The sequence below is a fragment of the Variovorax xiamenensis genome, from assembly GCF_050916385.1.
In the GTDB taxonomy this organism is placed as follows: domain Bacteria; phylum Pseudomonadota; class Gammaproteobacteria; order Burkholderiales; family Burkholderiaceae_C; genus Variovorax.
The window spans coordinates 967,177-984,299 of record NZ_CP139038.1; the positions used below are offsets into that span (position 1 = coordinate 967,177).

Below are 17,123 nucleotides of genomic sequence, written 5' to 3' on the forward strand. Positions count from 1 at the left end.
GGCCGGGCCGACGAAACCACGCATATGCTGAATCTTCGCAATATCTCCCGCGCCGTCGTCATCGGCGGCGGAACCGCGGGCTGGTTCGCGGCGCTGACCCTGCGCCGCATGTTCGGGCCGCAGGTCGAGGTGCGCGTGATCGAGTCGCCCGCCATCGGCATAGTCGGCGTGGGCGAGGGCGGCCTGCTCAACCTGATCGATGCGCTGCGCCGCAACGGCATCGACATCAACGAATTCGCGCACGAGACCGGCGCGGCCTTCAAGCTGGGCTTTTCCTATGAAGGCTGGCGCACCGGTGCCGCGGATGACCGCTACTACCACCTCTTCGGTCGCTCCGGCCTGCCGGAGACCGACTGGGTCGAGGCCGGGTTCCATCCGCTGTTCTCCGGCATGGTGAAGGAGGGCATCGAACTGCACCGATACATCCCGGGGTTTGCGTCGATCGCGGCCAACGCATCGCAGCAGGAGGCCGCGGCGATGTTCAGGCGCGGGGAAAGATCGGGCCTGTCGGTGTCCTTCCATTTCGACAGCCACAAGCTGGCCGACTACCTGCGCCGCGTGGCCGTCTCGCGCGGCGTGGTGCACCAGCAGGCCCGCGTCGATGAGCTGGTGTGCGACGCGCAGGGCATGGCGCGCGCCGTGCGGCTCGAAGGCACCGAGGAGGCCGTGGGGCTCGATCTGCTGATCGACGCCTCGGGCCTGGCGCGCCTGGGCATCGGCAAGAAGCTCGGCATCCGCTGGCGCTCGTTCTCCGAATACCTGCTGCTCGATCGCGCCGTGCCTTTCCACATGCCGCACCCGCAGCCGAATCCGTCGCTGGTCACCCGCGCCATCGCGATGCCGGCGGGCTGGATGTGGCAGATACCGCTGGTCGAGCGTGTGGGCGCGGGCTATGTGTTCAGCAGCGCCCATGCCGACGAGGCGCAGGTCATCGACGAGATCCATCGCCGCATCGGCCCCGATGTCGAGCCGATGCGCATGCTGCGCTTCGAGCCCGGCCACTTCGAGCAGGTATGGGTCGGCAACGTCATGGCGCTCGGGCTTGCCTCGGGGTTCGTGGAGCCACTGGAGGCGACTTCCATCGGCCAGATGCTGGAGCAGCTGCGCAACTTCGAGCGAATCGTCACCGCCGGCGACGGCGTGGTGTCGGGCCACCTGATCGACGGCTTCAACGAAGCCAATGCGCGGTGCTGGTCGGGCATACGCGATTTCCTGCGCATGCACTACGACTGCCCGAGGCGCGACACCGCCTTCTGGCGCGACGTGGCGGCCACGCCGCTGCCGCCCAGCTATGCGGAGCTGTGGGCGTGCTTCCAGCAGCGCACGCCGCGGATGGTCGATGTGCAGAACTACGCGATCAACGGATGGCAGGGAATCTTCCACGTCATCAACTGGCTCTTCGTGGCCGCGCCCCTGGGCGTGGTGCCGCGCGAGGCCGCCGCGGCCGAACTGGCGAGCCTGCCCGCGGCCAGCCGCAAGCGCGTGGCGGCCTACATCGAGCAGGTGCGCGCACTCGGCGCGGCCGCCGATTTTTCTTCAAGGGAGGACCGAAGCGCGTGAAACCAGGCACAAACCTCTGCGCGGCCGCATGGCTGGCTCTTGCCGGCCTGCCCGCGGCTGCGCAGGACGATTCCGTCGAACTGAAGCCCACGCGGCGACTGGCGCCGAGCACGCTGGCCCGGGAGTTGGGAGCCGCCCGGCCTGCTTTGGCCCTGCCGTCTGCGGCGCAGGCGGCCGCCGAAGACTCGAAGCCGCTGGAACTGGCCGACGCCGTGCGCCGCGCGGTGGCACGCCACCCCTCCATCTCCGACGCCATCGCAACGCTCGCGCAGCAGTCGGGCGGCGTGGAGGTGGCGCGCGCCGGCTACTACCCGCAGGTGAAGCTCGGCGTGGGGGCCGGTACCGGCAATGGCGCCTCGGGCGCCGTTGGAAGGCGCGGCGCCGGCGCGCAGGCCACGGCCTCGCTGTCGCAGATGCTCTACGACTTCGGCAAGGTCTCCGGCGCGGTCGACCAGTCCGAAGCGCAGGTGCGGCGCCAGCAGGCCGTCGTGCTCAGGCAGATCGACGCCGTCGCGCAGCAGGCTGCCGACGCCGTGGTCAGGACGCACCGCTACCAGTCGCTTGCCGCGATCGCGCAGGAACAGGTCAAGGCCGTCGAGAAGGTTCTCGAAACAGCGCGGCTGCGCGCAAGGTCGGGCCTGAGCACCAAGGCCGACCCGTTGCAGGCCGAGTCGCGCGTCGACAGCGCGCGTGCCAACCTGCTGCAGGTGAAGTCGCTGCTCGCACAGTCGCGCGAGCGCCTGGCCACGCTGCTGGGCGGACCCGCGCCGCAACTCGTGGCGCCGTTGCCGCAGCGACTTGCCGACGGGCTGCGCATCGACCAGTCGCTGCCGGACGCCAGCATCCTGCCCGATGTGCTGGCCGCCGAGGCCGACCGGCGTGTCGCCGCGGCCCAGCTCGACATCGCGAGGGCGCAGCGCTATCCCACGCTCAGCCTCGACGTGTCCGCCAACAAGGCCATGGGCGGCAGCAACTCCGCCGCCACGGACCGCAACGGCATGCAGCACGCGGTGATGCTCAATCTTTCCAGCGCGATCTACCAGGGGGGCGCGCTCGATGCCCAGGTGCGTTCGGCCACCGCGGCCGAGGAGGCCGCGCGCATGCGCATCGAGGCCGCCCGCCTGAACGCCGGCGACCAGGCACGCAGCTTCCGCGAGCAGGCCGCGGGCGCGCAGGCACGGCTGGGCGTGCTGGCCGAGCGGCGCCGCAGCATCGCCGAGGCGCGCGACCTCTATCGCGAGCAGTACACGCTCGGCACGCGCTCCATCCTCGACCTGCTCAACGCCGAGCAGGAAATCCACCAGGCCGCGGCCGACCAGGAAGCCGTGCTGCACGACCTCTGGGAAAGCCGCATCGGCTACATCGGCGCGACCGCACAGGGCCGCGCCTTCTACGGCCTCGACAACACCACCGTCCAGGGAATGGAACTGCTTCCATGAATCTGCCTCCGCAGTACACCAGCTGGCTCGACGCCATGCTCTGCGTCGCCCGCCACTACGGCATCGGCGCTTCGCAGGAGAGCGTGCGCGTCTCGCTGGCCTGGGAGCGCGGCGCGCCGATGGACACGCTGCTCGACCACATGGCGCGGCACCTGGGCCTCGCGCTGCGGCTCGATGCGTTCTCCGGCGCGCAACTCGACCCGTGGCGGCTGCCGCTGATCGTGGAGTTCGACAGCGGCGAAGTCGGCGTGGTGCGCACGGCCGACGCCGAGGGAAAGCTGGGCGTGCTGCTCGGCGGCGACCACGGCCTCGAGACCGCGCTGTCCGCCGATGAACTGCGCCGGCGCGCGAAGCGGGTGGCCATCCTGCGGCCCAACACCGCGGTGCCCGATGCGCGCGTGGACGACTACGTCAGGCCCTATCGCCGCGACTGGTTCTGGGCCATCGCGCTGCGCGACTGGCGCCGCTACGGCGACATCGTGCTGGCCTCCGTCTTCGCCAACGTGCTGGCGCTGGCCTCGACCATCTTCTCGATGCAGATCTACGACCGCGTGGTGCCGGCGCAGTCGGAGCCCACGCTGTGGGTGCTGTTCGGCGGCGTCATGCTCGCCGTGGCCTTCGAGTTCCTGCTGCGCATGTCGCGCACGCACATCTCCGACGTGATCGGCAAGCGCGCCGACCTCAAGGTGTCCGACCTCGTCTTCGGCCACGCGCTGCGGGTGCGCACCGACGCACGATCCAAGTCCACCGGCTCCTTCATCGCCCAGGTGCGCGAAGTCGAGCAGGTGCGGGAGCTGCTCACCTCCACCACCATCGGTGCGGTGGCCGACCTGCCGTTCTTCGTGCTCTTCCTGGTGGTGCTGTGGCTGGTGGCCGGGCCGCTTGCGCTGGTGGCGCTGGCCGCGGTGCCGCTGCTGGTGATTCCGGGGCTTCTCATCCAGAAGCCGCTCGCGCGGCTGGCCGGCGAGGGCATGCGCGAATCGGCGCTGCGCAACGCGCTGCTCGTGGAAGCCGTCGAGGGCCTGGAGGACATCAAGCTCATGCGCGCCGAGCCGCGCTTCCAGAGCCAGTGGAACCACGCCAACGACGTCGCGGCCGGTGTGAGCATGCGCCAGCGCTTCCTCACGGGCCTGCTCATGACCTGGACGCAGGAGGTGCAGACCATCGTCTACGCGGTGATGCTGCTGGCGGGCTGCTTCCTCGTGATGAGGGGCGACATGACGACCGGCGCGCTGGTCGGCTCGTCGATTCTTGCCTCGCGCATGATCGCGCCGCTCGCGCAGCTCTCCGGCGTGTTCGCGCGCTGGCAGCAGGCCAAGGTGGCGCGCACCGGGCTCGACCAGCTCATGCAGCGCCCGGTCGACCAGCCCGAGCGCGCGCGGCTGGTGCATGTGTCGGCATTGCAGGGGCGCTACAACGTCACGGGCGTCGAATTCCGCTACGGCAAGGACGACAGGAGCCCGGCGTTCGCGGCCGCGCAGCTGCAGATACAGCCCGGCGAGAAGATCGCGCTGCTGGGCCGCATGGGCGCCGGCAAGTCCACGCTTCTGCAGCTGCTGGCCGGCCTGCATGCGCCGCAGCGCGGCCACGTGTCGCTCGATTCGCTCGACATCTCGCTGATCGATCCATCCGACCTGCGCCGCGACGTGGGGCTGCTCACGCAGAACGCGCGGCTCTTCCATGGCTCGGTCCGCGAGAACGTCACCATGGGCATGCCCCTGGCGACCGACGAGCAGGTGCTGGAGGCCATCGCCATGGCTGGTGCCCTGCCCTTCGTGCAGTCGCGCCCCGAAGGGCTGGGCGAACTGATCCACGAAGGCGGCATCGGCCTCTCGGGAGGCCAGCGGCAGGCGCTGCTGCTGGCGCGCACGCTCATACGGCAGCCATCCGTCCTGCTGCTGGACGAACCCACTGCGCATTTCGACGAAGTCACCGAGCACCAGGTCATCGAATCGATGGGGGACTGGATGGCGACGCGCACGCTGGTGGTGGCGACGCATCGCATGCCGGTGCTGCACTGGGTGGACCGCATCGTGGTGATCGACAACGGGCGCGTCGTGATGGACGGGCCGAGGGACCGGGTTATTGGAGAGCTTTCCCATGGCAACAACACCAGCAGCAGCAACATCGCCTGAGCCGGGCGGCCCGCGGGCTCCGGGCGGCGCGGTCGTGGTGGCGGATGCCGCGCCGGCCACGCAAGCCGCGCGGAACAAGGCCGTCGGACTGACCACGCAGCCCGATCCCATGGACCTGAGCACCCCGGCCATCCCCGCCCCTCCGCAGGGGCCGCCGGTGCTTCCTCCGGCCGCGCGCTATTCGCCGCCCGAGCCGCCGCTGCCGCACTCCTCGCTGATCGTCTGGATCGTCGGCGCGGCGCTGCTGGCGCTGCTGTCGTGGGCCTGGGTCTTCGAGCTCGACGAGGTGTCGACCGGCACTGGCAAGGTGGTGCCCTCGTCGAAGGAGCAGATGGTGCAGTCGCTGGAAGGCGGCATCCTGGTCGACCTGAAGGTGCGCGAGGGCGACATCGTAGAGGTGGGGCAGGTGCTGGCGCAGCTCGACCGCACCAAGACCGAATCGACGGTGCAGGAAAGCGCCTCGCGCGTGCGCGCCGCGCTCGCCATGTCGGCGCGGCTGGCGGCCGAGGTGGGCGGCACGCCGCTGGAGTTTCCGGCCGAGATGCAGTCCGACACCGACCTCGTGCGCACCGAGACGGCGCTCTACCGCTCGCGCCGCGAGCAGCTTGCCAGCAGCCTTGCCGGCGTCACGCAGGCACTGGTGCTGATGCGCCGCGAGCTTGCGCTGACCGAGCCGCTGGTGGCGCGCGGTGCCGCGAGCGACGTGGAAGTGCTGCGCCTGAAGCGCCAGATCAACGAGGCCGAGACGAAAGCGGCCGACATCCGCAGCCAGTACTACGTGAAGGCACGCGAGGAGCTCGCCCGGGCCAATGCGGAAATCGAGGCGCAGCGCTCGGTGACGCGCGGGCGCTCCGACTCGCTCACGCGGCTGACTTTCGCCTCGCCGGTGCGCGGCATCGTGAAAGACATCGCAGTGACCACCGTGGGTGGCGTGCTGCCTCCCGGAGGTAAGCTCATGGAGATCGTCCCGCTGGACGAGAAGCTGCTGGTCGAGGCGCGCATCTCGCCGCGCGACGTCGCCTTCATTCACCCGGGTCAGGATGCGACGGTGAAGGTCACGGCATACGACTACGCCATCTTCGGCGGCCTGCCTGGCAAGGTGGCGACGATCTCGCCCGACACCATCCAGGACGACGTGAAGCGCGACGTGTACTACTACCGCGTCTACATTCGCACCTACGCCGACCACCTGACGAACAGGAGCGGCAAGAGCTTCCCGATCGTGCCCGGGATGATCGCCTCGGTGGACATCCACACAGGCAGAAAGTCGGTGCTCGATTACCTGCTCAAGCCGCTGAACAAGGCGCGCGAGGCGCTGCGCGAGCGTTGAGTCCAAGGCGGGAAGGCGAAGATGACGACCAGGAAGAAGCCATCGGCTCCGGGCCGCAAGGCCGCGATCACGCAGCAGGCGCTGAACGCGCTGGGCACGCAGTTCCGCGCTGCCTTCGCGCAGGGCGACTACGAAAGGGCGCGCAATTTCGCGACCCAGGCCTGGCAGGCCACGCACAGCCCGCAGCCGCTGGCCGACGTGGCGCTGTGCCTGCTGCGGCTCGGCCAGCCGCAGCAGTCCTACCACCTCTACCGCCGCATCGTCGGCGAGCTCGAGACAGCCAACACCTATGACGGCCTGGCGGAGGCGGCAGGGCAGCTCGGCAAGCGCGACGAGGTGCGGGAGTTCGGCTCCGCGTCGCTGCGGCTGAAGCAGCAGGAGGCCGCGAAGGAGCCGGCTGCGGCCACGGTCGGCTCGCCCGCGCCGCGCAGCTTCGACGGGCGCAACCGCCATCGCAACCTCATCGCCTTCAGCCTCTTCGGCGGCGACCCGCGCTACTGCGAGATGGCGGTGCTCAACGTGCGGGCCGCGCGTGAGTTCTTTCCGGCATGGGTGTGCCGCTTCTACGTCGACGACTCGGTGCCGGCCGATGTCTGCGGGCGGCTGCTGCGCGAGGGCGCGTCGGTCGTCGACGTGCGCTCCGTGAGCGGCGGCGACCTGCCGGGCACCATGTGGCGCTTTCTTGCGCTCGACGATCCAGCGGTCGACCGCGTGCAGTTCCGCGACGCCGATTCGCTGCTCTCCTCGCGCGACCAGGCGGCGGTGCGCGCATGGTGCGCTTCCGACCGCTGGTTCCACGTCATGCGCGACTACCACTCGCACACCGAGCTGATGCTCGCCGGCATGTGGGGCGCCTGCGCGGGCGTCTTCTGGGACATGGCGGGCGACATGCGCGCCTACCTCAAGAGCCGGCCCTTCTCTTCGCGCTATGCCGACCAGCACTTCCTGCGGCACCGCGTCTGGAAGGTCGCCGAGCGCAGCCTGCTCGCGCACGACGAATGGTTCGACCTGCCGGGCAACAAGCCCTTTCCGCCCCATGTGCCGATGACGGTGGACGCGCGCTACGCCCACGTGGGCGCCAACATCGGCGCCCCCTCGATGCAGGTGGTGCACGAGGCGCCCGACGGCACGCAGGTCCGCTGGACCCTGTACGACGCCGGCGGCCAGGCCGTCTGCAGCTACGACGCCGTCGTGCGCGACAACGGCTACGAGGCCAGCATTCCGGCGCCCTATGCGGCGGAGATCTCGGCCGGGCGCTGGAAGGTCGTCACGCGCTGAGCGGCCTGCAGACCTTGCACCGGCAGGGTGCAATGGCGGGCCGCGATCCGGCCCCGGCTAAGATTCGCCCACAGAGACGAACGACGCCGGACCCACAGACGCCATGGCCACAAGCAGCCTTCAGGAACGCAAGCAACGAGAGCTGGAGCAACGCCGCAAGGAGATTCTGAAGGTGGTGCGCAGGATGATCGTCAAGAGCGGCGCCCGCGAGATCACCATGCGCAAGGTGGCCGAAGAGTCGGGCTTCTCCAACACGGTGGTCTACGCGCTTTTCGGCGACAAGGCCACCATGATCACCAGCGCGATCGACGACGACCTGATTCGCCTGCACAAGCTGATGCGCTCGGCGGTTGCAACGGGTGCCACGGCTCTGGAGCGCATCCGGCTGGCCTGCCATGCCTACGTCGAGAACGGCCTGAAGCATCCCGACCAGTATTTCCTGGTGTTCATGGAGCGCCGTCCGGCCGCGCCCATCGAGACCTCCACGCTGACCTTCGGCGACCCGGAGAACGACCCCTACGCCTTCGTCTGCAGCCTCATTGCACAGCTGGCAGACGAGGGCTACGTGGCGGCCGACGAGAAGCAGCTGGCCGTGGCGACGCAGATCATCTGGGAAGGCATGCACGGCATGACCTCGCTGCGCGTATCCACCGGCGACGACCCATGGATCGAGCGGCTCGATGCCGCGCCGCACCTCGACCTGCTGCTCGACATCCTGCTGCTGGGCATCGTGCAGCGCTTTCCGGGAAGCAAGTCGGCGGCGGCGATCAAGCTGTTGTCGTCGTCCGGCAAGCGCTGACCCGCCGGTGCCGCTTCAGCGCACCAGCAGCTTCATCATCCGCTCGAAGGTCTTGCCGTAGGGCGGCCTGAACAGGCCCAGGCCGTTGAGCGCCGACTGGTGGAAGATCGGCTTCATCTTCGAGAAGGTGCGAAAGCCGTCCTCCCCGTGATAGGCGCCCATGCCGCTGGCGCCGACACCGCCGAAGGGGAGGTCGTCCTGCGCGACGTGCAGCAGGGTGTCGTTGATCGACACGCCGCCGGTCACGGTGTCCTGCATCACCCGCTCGATGGTCGCGCGGTTCTTTTCGAACAGGTAGAGCGCGAGCGGGCGAGGGTGGGCGTTGACGTACGCGATGGCCTCGCCGATGTCGCGATAGGGCAGCACCGGCAGCAGCGGGCCGAAGATTTCCTCCTGCATCACGCGCATGCCGTCGTTCACGCCGGTCAGCAGCACGGGCGGAAAGCGGCGTGTCGCGGGGTCGGCGGCCGTGTCCGACAGCGGCACGGCCACCGCGCCCTGCTGCTGCGCCGATGCCGCCAGCTCCTGCAGCCGCGCGAAGTGGCGCGGGCTCACGATGCTCGTGTAGTCGGCGTTGGTGGCCAGCGCCGGGTACATCGCGCCGAACACGCGCCGCGCGCTCTCGGCGAAGCGCTGCTGCTGGCCTTCGGGCACCAGCACGTAGTCGGGAGCGATGCAGGTCTGGCCCGCGTTGAGCGTCTTGCCGACCAGGATGCGTTCGACCGCCTTGTCGAAGTTGGCCTCCGGCCCGACGATCGCGGGCGACTTGCCGCCCAGCTCCAGCGTCACCGGCGTGAGGTGCTCGCTCGCGGCGCGCATCACATGGTGGCCGACGGCGGTCGAGCCCGTGAACAGCAGGTGGTCGAAGGGCAGGCTCGAGAAGGCGCGGGCCGTCTCGGCGTCGCCGTTGACGATCGCGATCTCGTCGCTGGCGAACTGCTTGCCCACGAGGCCGGCGAACAACTTTGCGAAGCGCGGGGTGAACTCCGACTGTTTCACCATCAGGCGGTTGCCCGCCGCCAGCGCAGCCGTCATCGGCCCCACCGCCAGGTACAGCGGGTAGTTCCACGGCACCACGATGCCCACCACGCCCAGCGGCTGCGGCATGAGGCGCGACGACGCGGGCTTGAACCAGAGGCCGGTCGAGCGGCGGCGCACGCGCATCCAGCTCTTGCCGTGCGCCAGCGCATGCTGCAGGCCCTCGATGGAGGGGAACACTTCGGCGAGCTCGGTTTCCTGCGATGCGCGGTGATGGAAGTCGGCGCTGATGGCGGCGGCGATCTCGCCGCGGTTGTCCTTCACCAGCGCACGCAGGCGCTTGAGGCGGTCGGCGCGCTCGCTCCATGGCGGCGTCTGCGCGCGCAGGCTCGCGGCGCGCATCGTGTCGAAGCTCTGTCGCATGTCGTCGTTTGTCATGGTTCTCCTGATGACGGCATCAGCCCGCCTGCTGGTACACCGGCCAGTGATCCTGCACCTTGCCGCCGCGCAGCGTGACCAGGTCGCCGAACTGCAGCAGCACGCCCTCGGCGATGGCGGGCCGCAGGAACACCTGGTCGTCCACCTTCAGGCCGGTGGCCGGCGAGCCGTTCACGTTCTCCTGGTTGGCACTGTGCCCGAGGATGCCGTTGAACTGCAGCCCCTTCGGCGACTCGTATTCGGCCAGCCAGTAGCCGCCGTAGATGTAGTAGGTCTGGCGCTGGTTCACGTCCCACCACGAGAAGACCTTCGACTTGCCGTCCAGCGCGGGAATCTCCACCGGCCCCGCGGCCTTGATGACCGGCGTGGCGATGAAGGCGGCCGGCACGTGTTCGGCCAGCGTCTCGATGTCGTAGTGCGTGGGCTTGAGCAGCGCGGTGCCGGTGCTGACCTCGGTGCTCAGCTTCTCGGCCTCGTGCAGCTTGTAGCTGGGGCTGCCGCCGGTGTTGAGCGTGAGGCCGTCCTTCCACAGCGCCGGGTACTGTCCGCGAGCGTGATCGACGAAGCCCTGGTAGATCGCCATGGCCTTCGCCAGCAGCTCCTGCGGCGTGCCCAGCGCCTTCGGCACGCCGAAGCCGACGTGCGCGTCGTAGCCCATGAAGCCGGCGAACTCCAGCTGCTGCGGGTTGGCCGCGATCATGTCGAGCATGCGGCCCAGCGTGGCGTTGTCGGCCACGCCGCCGCGATGCAGGCCGACGTCGATCTCGATGTTGATGCGCATCCGCGTGCCCAGACCCCTGGCCAGCGCCAGGTACTGCTGCAGCCGCTCGGGCGTGTCGAGCAGCCACTGCAGCTGCCGCGATGCGTCGAACGGGCCCTTGTGCTGCGCGTAGAAGAGCTCGGCCGAGCGCACCGGCAGCGGCTTGCCCATGAGGATGTCGAAGTCCGGGAAGATGCGCGCATCGATGTTCAGGAAGGGCTGGTGGAAGGACATCAGCCGCTTCGTGCCAGAGCGCTTCGCCACGTAGCCGATCAACTCCTGCGAGGGCAGCGACTTCTCCACGATGCGGTAGTGCTTGCCGCCCTGGCGCAGGCTCTGCATGACCAGGTCGATGTTGCGGTCCATGCGGTCGAGGTCGATGACCATGCAGGGGCGCATCGGGCCGTTCTTCTTCAGCTCCTCGTTGAGCGCGGCGAAGTAGCCGTCGTGCGGCGCGCCGTTGTCGCCGGGGCGCAGCGCGAAGGCGCCCACGGCGCCCACCGCCGCGACGCCGGCGGCGCCCAGCAGGATCTTTCTTCTTCTCTTGCCGCTCATGCAGTGACTCCGAACAGTTGACGCAGATAGGGGTTGAGCATGCGCCCCTGCGGATCGAGCTTGGCGCGCAGTGCGAGGAAGTCGTTCCAGCGCGGATAGAGCGTAGCGAGCTGCGCGGGGCCGAGGTCATGGAGCTTGCCCCAGTGCGGCCGGCCCCGGTACTTGCGGTAGATGGGGCCGATCTCGGAGAGCAGGTAGTCGTAGGGCTCGCCCTGCGCCGCGTGCACGGCGATGGAGCAGCTGTCGCGCTCGTGGAAGGGGCTCAGCCATGCGTCGTCGGCCTTTACGAACCGGAACTCCAGCGGAAAGAACACGTCGTCGCGGCGCTCCAGCGCGGCGATCACCTCGCGCACGCAGGCGATGCCATCCTCGCGCGGCACGTGGCATTCGGTCTCGTTGAACTTCGTCGGGCGCTGGGTGGACAGCAGCTTCCACGAGCGGTTCTTCGCCTCCTCGGTCTGCTCGCCGTCGATCAGCCGGTTGGCCACCCAGCGGCGAAGCGACGGAAACCAGCCGAGCCAGTCGCGCAGCCGGCGCAGGTCGCGCAGCATGTCCTCGTCGGCCGAAGGCGGCTGCACCGTGTCGGCGCCGTCGTAGACATCGTTGACGATGCCCGCCGCGTAGCCGGTGTGCGGCAGCACGTAGAACTCGAAGTTGCGGTGCTTCTCGGCCAAGGCCGGCGCTTCGTCGAGCATGGCCTGCAGCGGCCTGAGGAACACCCTTCGGTGCAGGTTGAAGGCAGGCAGCACGCGCACCGTGGCCTGCGTGAGCACGCCCAGGCTGCCGAGCGAGACGCGCGCGGCGGCGAGCAGCTCGGGGTTGCGCTGCTCGCTGCACTCGAGCACCTCGCCCTGCGGCGTCATGAGGCGCAGCGCGACCACGTCCGCATGCAGCGCGGGCAGCGTGCGGCCGGTGCCGTGCGTGGCGGTGGCGATGGCACCCGCGAAGGACTGCGTGTCGATGTCCGGCAGGTTGCGCAGCCCCAGGCCCTTGGCGTCGAGTTGCCGCGACAGCAGCGCGAGGCGCGCGCCGGCCTGCAGCGTGACGGTCTGCGCCTGCGCATCGACGGACACCAGCTCCGACATGCGGTCGAGCGAGACCATCGTGGACTCGGTGGGCACCAGCGGGGTGAACGAGTGGCCGGCACCCACGCAGCGAATGCCGCCCGGGCCGGCCTTGCGCAGCACCTCGGCGAGTTCCGCCTCGCTGCCCGGCGTTTCGATGGCGCGGGGCACGCAACGCTGGATGCCGGACCAGTTCGTCCAGGCGATGGGCTGCGGCGCGGCGGGCACAGCAGCTGCCGGCGCGGCCGTATCGGCTGCCGCATGGGCTTGCAGGCCGCGTCCCGCGAGTGCCGCGGTCACCGCGATGCCCGCGCCGGCCTTCAGCACCGTGCGGCGGCCTTCGCGGTCCTGGTTGGCGGCGTTGTCGTTCATTGGCGTTCGTCCTTTCCCTGGCTCATGAATCCGATCAGCGCGCGCATGTCGGCCGCGCTGCAGTCCGCGCACAGGCCTTTCGGCGGCATGGCGTTGAAGCCTTCCATCGCGTGCTTCACGAGCTGCTCCATGCCCTTGTCCAGGCGGGGCTTCCACTGCGCGGCGGAGCCGGTCAGCGGTGCCTTTGCGTCGACGGAGGTGTGGCAGGCCGCGCACGAGCGCTGGTAGATCGCGCGCAGCGCCGGGTCGGCCGGCAGCAGCGATTCGGCCCGTTGCGCGTCGGACATGGCGGCGGCCTGCGCCGGCTCCTGCCTGCAGGCGGCGATGCCGGCGAGCAGCAGGGCCGCGAGGCCGCAGCGCACGAAGAAGACTGAAAAAGCAGGTCGCATGCGCGCGTGGTCCCCGTTGTCTCGTTGCATGTCAGAAGCTGTGGCGGATGCCGATGGTGGTGCCGGTCTGCGTGTGCGCCACCGTCGGGCTCTGGCCGTTGATGCCCACGAGCTGCGCGCCGACCAGTCCGCCGCGGTAGACGGAGCGGTCGATTTCCGCGTAGAGCATCGTGCGCTTCGACAGCGCATAGCCCGCCACCAGCTGGAACTGGCGCGCCGATCCGTCGAAGTCGGCGGTGTAGCCGCGCTGCCGCGTGAACCACACGTTGGCCGCGAGCGTGAGCAGCGGCATGGGCTTCCAGGTGACGCCGCCGAGGACCATGCGGCGCTTGCTGAAGCCACCCGGGATGCTCGGATCGACCACCTGCGCGGGCGAGATGATGCCCAGCCCCGCGAGATCGACCGGACCGAACGGCCCGTTGGCGAACGAAGTGAAGTCGTTGTCGCGCCGGTTCTGGATGTAGCCCGCCTGCACCGTGACCGAGTCGCCGATCACGAACTGCGCGCCGGCCGTGTGGATGTCGAACTTCGCGCGCGAGTTGTCGTCGACGGTGCGCATCCACGCGCCACTGAGCTTGACCGGGCCCTTCTCCGGCACGTAGGCCGCGCCGACGCCGTACTGGCTGCCGCGCCGTCCGCCGCCGCCTGGGCGGTCGCCCTCGCCGATGGCGTACTGCGCCAGCAGCACCACGTCGCCGAGCTGCGCGCCGTAGTGGATCATGTTGTTGGTCTTGCTCGCCGCCAGCAGCGTGTGCTCGGGCTTGAAGGCGTTGAAGTAGTCGGCCCAGAGGTTGGAGCCGTAGGCCAGCGAGGCAGCCTCCATGGCCACGTTGTATTGCCGCCCGAAGGTGAGCTGCCCCCACGAGGACGACTGCAGGCCCACGTACGAGATCTGGAAGTAGGTGGTGTCGTCGGGCGTGAGCTTGCCGTTGCGGATGTCGAAGCGGCTTTCCATCTGGAACAGCGCCTGCAGGCCGCCGCCGAGGTCCTCTGCGCCCTTCACGCCCCAGAAGCTGTCCGACAGGCCGCCGCCGCTTCTTGTCATGCGCAACCTGGAGCGGGTGCTGACCGGCGTGCCGTCGGGCGCGTAGTCGGTGGCGTTGGTTTCGTAGCGCAGGCTCGCGTCAACGGTGCCGTACAGCGTGAGGCTGCTCTGCGCCCATGCGCCGCCGGCGCACAGCGCCACGCCCAGCGCGGCGGCTGTTCTTCTCTTCATGTTGTCTCCTTCATCTGCCCAGACCGAGTGGGGGCGCGGCTCGCTCGTGGGCGGGCTCGTCGCCGGAAGTGCGCCGTGTTTCCGGCGCGGAGCGGATGTTAGAACGATGTTCTTGAAAAAGCCAATGTTTTATTAAGAACCGTCGTTCTTGTGTCTTGGGCCGATGAACGGATGCTGCGGGCGCACAAAAGCATCGCGCCCCGGAGTCGGGGCGCGATGCTTTCGGAAAAGGAGGGAAGGAGCGGCCGTGGCGTGGCCGCCGCCGTCAGAACGGCTCGACCGGCAGCGCGCGCTTGTGCGCGCTCTTGCGATGCGTGGAGAGGATGATGCGGCGCGCCTCGGCCGACACCGGCTTGCCTTCGAGGAAGTCGTCGATCTGTTCGTAGGTCACGCCGAAGGCGTCCTCGTCGGGCTTGCCCGGCACCAGCGATTCGAGGTCGGCGGTCGGCACCTTGTAGACCAGCGCGTCGGGCGCGCCCAGCAGCTGCGCCACCGCGCGCACGCGGCGCTTGTTGAGGCCGGTGAGCGGCGTGATGTCTGCCGCGCCGTCGCCGAACTTGGTGAAGAAGCCCATCAGCGCCTCGGCCGCGTGGTCGGTGCCGATGACGATGCCGTCGTGCGCGCCGGCCACCGCGAACTGCGCGATCATGCGCTGGCGCGCCTTGATGTTGCCCAGCACGAAGTCTTCGTGCGCTGCGTCGCGGAACGTCAGGTCGCCAGCCTTCAGCGCCGCGAGCATGCCGTCGGCGGCGGGGCGGATGTCGACGGTGATGGTGCGGTCGGGCTTCATCACCGCGAGCGAGGCCTGCGCCTCGGCCTCGTCCTTCTGAACGCCGTAGGGCAGGCGCATCGCGATGAAGGTGGCGTCGTAGCCCGTAGCGCGCAGCTTCTCGACCGCGCGCTGCGCGAGGCAGCCGGCGGTCAGCGAATCGACGCCGCCGCTGATGCCCAGCACCAGCGTCTTCAGGCCGGTCTGCTTCAGGTAGCTCGCGAGAAAGTCGACGCGCCGCTCCAGCTCGCGGGCTGCATCGAAGACGGGCGCGACATGCAGCGCCGCGATGATTTCGCGCTGCGTGTCGTCGACGGGAGAGAGGTCTGCGCTCATGGTGTGGAAGGGCGTGTGAAGTGAATCAGAAATCGACCAGGCTGAGGCCGATGCTCAGCACGGTGCGCTTGCGGTTGTAGTCCACCAGCGTATCGCCATAGCCCGAGAACAGCTGCGTGTGGAAGCGCAGGTTGCTCTTGGTCGGGTCGCCGATCGCCTTGAGCCACTCGAGGCGGATCGAGCCGCGGCCGCTGTCGCGCAGGTTGTTGCGCACGGTCACGGCGAGCTGGTTGTCTCGGTTGAGGTTCCAGCGGCCGGTGATCTCGGCGCGGCCGTAGTAGTCGGCGATGTCGGGGTTGTCGTCCTTCGCGGCGCTCTCGGAGATGCGCTTCCAGATGCGGCCGGTGATGGTGAAGCGGTCGTCCAGCTCTGCGCCGCCCATCAGGTAGACGCGGTTCCAGCTGCGCGACAGCGGCAGGCTCTGGCCGTTCGACTGGTGCACGATGCCCAGCCCCGAATAGCGCCAGCGCCAGCCGCCCGGCAGCTTGAAGTCGGTCGGGTAGACATACATCAGCTCGGGCTCGTGGTCGGTGGTGCGGAAGGGCCGCGAGATGGAGCCGTTGAACAGCTGCCAGGTCGACTGCTGGCTGTAGGCGAACCACAGCGAGTCCTTCTTGACCGGATCGTTCTGCGTGAGCATGCCCTGGGCGAGCTTGGTGCGCACCGACAAGCCGATGCGCATCTCGTTGGCCTGGTAGGCCACCGGGTCGGCGGTGTGGCCGGCCGAGGGCGAGGTCGGCGTCTCGGGCTTCTTGGTGGCGGCCGAGACCGACACGTTGAGCGGGCGATAGCCGCGGAAGCCGAAGGTGCCGCAGTCGGTGGCGTTCTCCAGTTCCCAGAAGCGCGAGAGAGCGGAGTACTGGCGGTCGCGGCAGCCCTCGGTGGTGGCCACCGAGACCACGCGCGTCGCGGGGAGCGTTCCGTCCACCGGCGGCTGCGTGCTCGCGAGCACCGGAGGCGCCGCCGGCACTGCCGCCGCGGGCAGCGTCTGCTGCTGCGCCCAGCGGTCGAAGCAGGCCAGGCGTGCCTCGTTGTTGGCGCCCAGCGCGGTGCACTGCTGCCAGGTGAGCTGCGAATCGGCCAGCGGGCTCGGGGGCTTGTCCACGGCCTGCGCGTGGGCCATGCCCGCCGCGCCGCCGAGGCACGCGGCCACGGCCGCGAGCGTGTTGAACCTGAAGCGAGATCGCGAGATGGTGGTCGTCTTCGTCATTGCTTCTTTCCTTCCTGTGACGCGGGTGGCGCCGTCTTGCTGAGCACGAACGGGTGCGTGCTCTCGTCGGCGGCATTGCGCCAGGTGCCCCTGAACTCGCGGCCGCACGAGGCGGTCTGCAGCTTGCCCGACCACACGCCGCTGATGGCGCGGCCGTCCTGCGACTCGTCGATGGAGAGCGCGCCTTCGTCGTCCACGTCGCCCGCGAGCTGCGCGACCGTGGCCTTCGCAGGATTCGCGCCGTTGCGCGTGATGGTGCCGCGCACGCCGTCGTAGTCGGGGTGCTTGCCGAGCTGCACGACGGCCACGGCGGGCAGGTTGTCGAAGCGTGCTTCCCAGTTGCCGTACAGCGATTCGAGCGGCAGGTCGCGCGCGTCAGTGGGGCAGTCGGGATTGCCGCCGTGCATCGAGGCGCAGCCCGAGAGAAGGGCAAGGACGCCGGCCAGCAGCGCGGTGATCGTGGCGGTCTTCTTCATTGGCTTCGTCGTCGTCGTC

At 69.3% G+C, this 17,123-nt stretch carries 14 protein-coding genes; 6 read left to right on the forward strand and 8 right to left on the reverse strand.

The features are described 5' to 3' along the window. Positions 1 to 24: 24 nt before the first annotated feature. The 6 genes from SFB74_RS04090 to SFB74_RS04115 all read left to right on the forward strand — a co-directional run bounded on the left by SFB74_RS04090 (position 25) and on the right by SFB74_RS04115 (position 8,541). Complete coding sequence (locus SFB74_RS04090; RefSeq protein WP_432729417.1) at positions 25 to 1,560, forward strand: tryptophan halogenase family protein; 1,536 nt, start codon at positions 25 to 27, stop codon at positions 1,558 to 1,560. Further along, positions 1,557 to 2,999: a TolC family outer membrane protein gene (locus SFB74_RS04095; RefSeq protein ID WP_432729419.1), complete on the forward strand. Its 1,443-nt coding sequence runs from the start codon at positions 1,557 to 1,559 to the stop codon at positions 2,997 to 2,999. The genes SFB74_RS04090 and SFB74_RS04095 overlap by 4 nt, the downstream gene beginning before the upstream one ends. Beyond that, positions 2,996 to 5,134, forward strand: a complete 2,139-nt coding sequence (locus tag SFB74_RS04100) for a type I secretion system permease/ATPase (RefSeq protein ID WP_432729420.1) — start codon at positions 2,996 to 2,998, stop codon at positions 5,132 to 5,134. Before SFB74_RS04095 ends, SFB74_RS04100 begins: the two co-directional genes overlap by 4 nt. Continuing rightward, positions 5,100 to 6,464, forward strand: a complete 1,365-nt coding sequence (locus SFB74_RS04105) for an HlyD family type I secretion periplasmic adaptor subunit (protein ID WP_432729421.1) — start codon at positions 5,100 to 5,102, stop codon at positions 6,462 to 6,464. Before SFB74_RS04100 ends, SFB74_RS04105 begins: the two co-directional genes overlap by 35 nt. 21 nt (positions 6,465 to 6,485) lie before the next feature. Next, positions 6,486 to 7,742 carry a tetratricopeptide repeat protein gene (locus tag SFB74_RS04110; protein WP_432729422.1) on the forward strand — a complete coding sequence of 419 codons (1,257 nt, stop codon included), beginning with the start codon at positions 6,486 to 6,488 and terminating at the stop codon, positions 7,740 to 7,742. Positions 7,743 to 7,845: 103 nt separating this feature from the next. Continuing rightward, positions 7,846 to 8,541, forward strand: a complete 696-nt coding sequence (locus SFB74_RS04115) for a TetR/AcrR family transcriptional regulator (RefSeq protein WP_432729424.1) — start codon at positions 7,846 to 7,848, stop codon at positions 8,539 to 8,541. A 15-nt stretch (positions 8,542 to 8,556) separates the two neighbouring features. Here the strand turns inward: SFB74_RS04115 and SFB74_RS04120 are convergent, their stop codons facing one another. The 8 genes from SFB74_RS04120 to SFB74_RS04155 all read right to left on the reverse strand — a co-directional run bounded on the left by SFB74_RS04120 (position 8,557) and on the right by SFB74_RS04155 (position 17,104). Further along, entirely contained in the window at positions 8,557 to 9,957 is a 1,401-nt protein-coding gene (locus SFB74_RS04120) for a coniferyl aldehyde dehydrogenase (RefSeq protein ID WP_432729426.1), read from the reverse strand. Positions 9,958 to 9,976: 19 nt separating this feature from the next. Next, a complete protein-coding gene (locus SFB74_RS04125; RefSeq protein ID WP_432729428.1) occupies positions 9,977 to 11,272 on the reverse strand; it encodes a DSD1 family PLP-dependent enzyme in 1,296 nt (431 codons plus the stop codon). Further along, positions 11,269 to 12,708 carry a D-arabinono-1,4-lactone oxidase gene (locus SFB74_RS04130; protein WP_432729430.1) on the reverse strand — a complete coding sequence of 480 codons (1,440 nt, stop codon included), beginning with the start codon at positions 12,706 to 12,708 and terminating at the stop codon, positions 11,269 to 11,271. Before SFB74_RS04130 ends, SFB74_RS04125 begins: the two co-directional genes overlap by 4 nt. Then, on the reverse strand, positions 12,705 to 13,127 hold the full coding sequence (locus SFB74_RS04135; RefSeq protein ID WP_432729432.1) for a c-type cytochrome: 423 nt from the start codon (positions 13,125 to 13,127) through the stop codon (positions 12,705 to 12,707). Before SFB74_RS04135 ends, SFB74_RS04130 begins: the two co-directional genes overlap by 4 nt. 1 nt (position 13,128) lies before the next feature. Further along, positions 13,129 to 14,313, reverse strand: a complete 1,185-nt coding sequence (locus SFB74_RS04140; RefSeq protein ID WP_432729434.1) for a porin — start codon at positions 14,311 to 14,313, stop codon at positions 13,129 to 13,131. 265 nt (positions 14,314 to 14,578) lie between these two features. Continuing rightward, the gene (nadE, locus tag SFB74_RS04145; protein WP_301509090.1) at positions 14,579 to 15,418 is read right to left on the reverse strand and encodes an ammonia-dependent NAD(+) synthetase; all 840 of its coding nucleotides are present in this window, start codon (positions 15,416 to 15,418) and stop codon (positions 14,579 to 14,581) included. A 25-nt stretch (positions 15,419 to 15,443) separates the two neighbouring features. Beyond that, complete coding sequence (locus SFB74_RS04150; RefSeq protein WP_432729436.1) at positions 15,444 to 16,628, reverse strand: phospholipase A; 1,185 nt, start codon at positions 16,626 to 16,628, stop codon at positions 15,444 to 15,446. Next, positions 16,625 to 17,104, reverse strand: coding sequence for a hypothetical protein (locus SFB74_RS04155; protein WP_432729437.1), 480 nt, complete (start codon positions 17,102 to 17,104; stop codon positions 16,625 to 16,627). Before SFB74_RS04155 ends, SFB74_RS04150 begins: the two co-directional genes overlap by 4 nt. Positions 17,105 to 17,123: the final 19 nt, after the last annotated feature.

Excerpts from the sequence above, each read along its gene's own strand:
- SFB74_RS04090 (WP_432729417.1), top strand. The coding sequence starts at position 25 with ATGCTGAATCTTCGCAATATCTCCCGCGCCGTCGTCATCGGCGGCGGA.
- SFB74_RS04100 (WP_432729420.1), top strand. The coding sequence starts at position 2,996 with ATGAATCTGCCTCCGCAGTACACCAGCTGGCTCGACGCCATGCTCTGC.
- SFB74_RS04105 (WP_432729421.1), top strand. The coding sequence starts at position 5,100 with ATGGCAACAACACCAGCAGCAGCAACATCGCCTGAGCCGGGCGGCCCG.
- SFB74_RS04110 (WP_432729422.1), top strand. The coding sequence starts at position 6,486 with ATGACGACCAGGAAGAAGCCATCGGCTCCGGGCCGCAAGGCCGCGATC.
- SFB74_RS04115 (WP_432729424.1), top strand. The coding sequence starts at position 7,846 with ATGGCCACAAGCAGCCTTCAGGAACGCAAGCAACGAGAGCTGGAGCAA.
- SFB74_RS04120 (WP_432729426.1), bottom strand. The coding sequence starts at position 9,957 with ATGACAAACGACGACATGCGACAGAGCTTCGACACGATGCGCGCCGCG.
- SFB74_RS04125 (WP_432729428.1), bottom strand. The coding sequence starts at position 11,272 with ATGAGCGGCAAGAGAAGAAGAAAGATCCTGCTGGGCGCCGCCGGCGTC.
- SFB74_RS04130 (WP_432729430.1), bottom strand. The coding sequence starts at position 12,708 with ATGAACGACAACGCCGCCAACCAGGACCGCGAAGGCCGCCGCACGGTG.
- SFB74_RS04135 (WP_432729432.1), bottom strand. The coding sequence starts at position 13,127 with ATGCAACGAGACAACGGGGACCACGCGCGCATGCGACCTGCTTTTTCA.
- SFB74_RS04140 (WP_432729434.1), bottom strand. The coding sequence starts at position 14,313 with ATGAAGAGAAGAACAGCCGCCGCGCTGGGCGTGGCGCTGTGCGCCGGC.
- nadE (WP_301509090.1), bottom strand. The coding sequence starts at position 15,418 with ATGAGCGCAGACCTCTCTCCCGTCGACGACACGCAGCGCGAAATCATC.
- SFB74_RS04150 (WP_432729436.1), bottom strand. The coding sequence starts at position 16,628 with ATGACGAAGACGACCACCATCTCGCGATCTCGCTTCAGGTTCAACACG.
- SFB74_RS04155 (WP_432729437.1), bottom strand. The coding sequence starts at position 17,104 with ATGAAGAAGACCGCCACGATCACCGCGCTGCTGGCCGGCGTCCTTGCC.